The following is a 711-nucleotide window of genomic DNA, read 5'->3' as shown; positions in this document are numbered from 1 at the left end:
GTAAGCGATCCATCACCTACACATTCAAAGCCGCCCATTGAAGCCTGATGCTGTGCTCCCGATCTCTTTACGGAGCCAGCACCTCATGATGCGTCCCGACGCCAAAGTCGAAAAAGTCTACCTCTACCCCAAGCCCGTGGATTTTCGAAAATCCATCGACGGCCTCGCCGCCCTGGTCGAGCTGGATATCAAGGTGGCGGTATTCGACCCGGTACTTTTTGTTTTTCTAAATCGCCCCCGTAACCGGGTGAAAATCCTTTACTGGGAGCGCAATGGCTTTTGCCTTTGGCTCAAGCGCCTGGAGTCCGAGCGTTTCAAAACCTCGCCCGACGCGACTGACGAAGCCATCGTATTGAGCGTCCAGGAACTGAACTGGCTGCTTGACGGTTTTGACCTGTGGCGCAACCGTCCGCATCAGGTTTTGACGCCGCGATTTGTTGCTTGATTGGGTATAATCCGGGCCATGACTTCGATGCCCGACAACCATCCCGATGACCCGGCTGCGCTCAAGCAATTACTTGCTCAGATGCAGTCGAAAGTCGCTCTTCTTGAAGAGGAAAATGCACTGCTTCGTCAGCGCCTGTTCGGACGAAAATCTGAGCAAACCGTTGATCCGATGACACCACAGCTGCCGTTGTTCAATGAAGCTGAAAGTATCGCCACGCCAGTGCCCGTTGATGCTGAGGAAGAAGTTGTCGCCCCGACCAAACG

General features: G+C 54.1%; 2 protein-coding genes. Both read left to right on the top strand.

Going from position 1 to position 711, the window contains the following annotated elements:
* Positions 1-85 precede the first annotated feature (85 nt).
* Positions 86-445, top strand: a complete 360-nt coding sequence (gene tnpB, locus AC07W0_RS30925) for an IS66 family insertion sequence element accessory protein TnpB (protein ID WP_046489445.1) — start codon at positions 86-88, stop codon at positions 443-445.
* An 18-nt stretch (positions 446-463) separates the two neighbouring features.
* Positions 464-711 (top strand): IS66 family transposase (locus tag AC07W0_RS30920; RefSeq protein ID WP_495029353.1); only part of this gene is annotated, 248 nt, incomplete at its 3' end.

The sequence above is a fragment of the Pseudomonas sp. GW704-F2 genome (assembly GCF_059423025.1).
The sequence above is the reverse complement of the archived record's forward strand: the minus strand, read 5'-3'. Positions and strand labels throughout refer to the sequence as shown.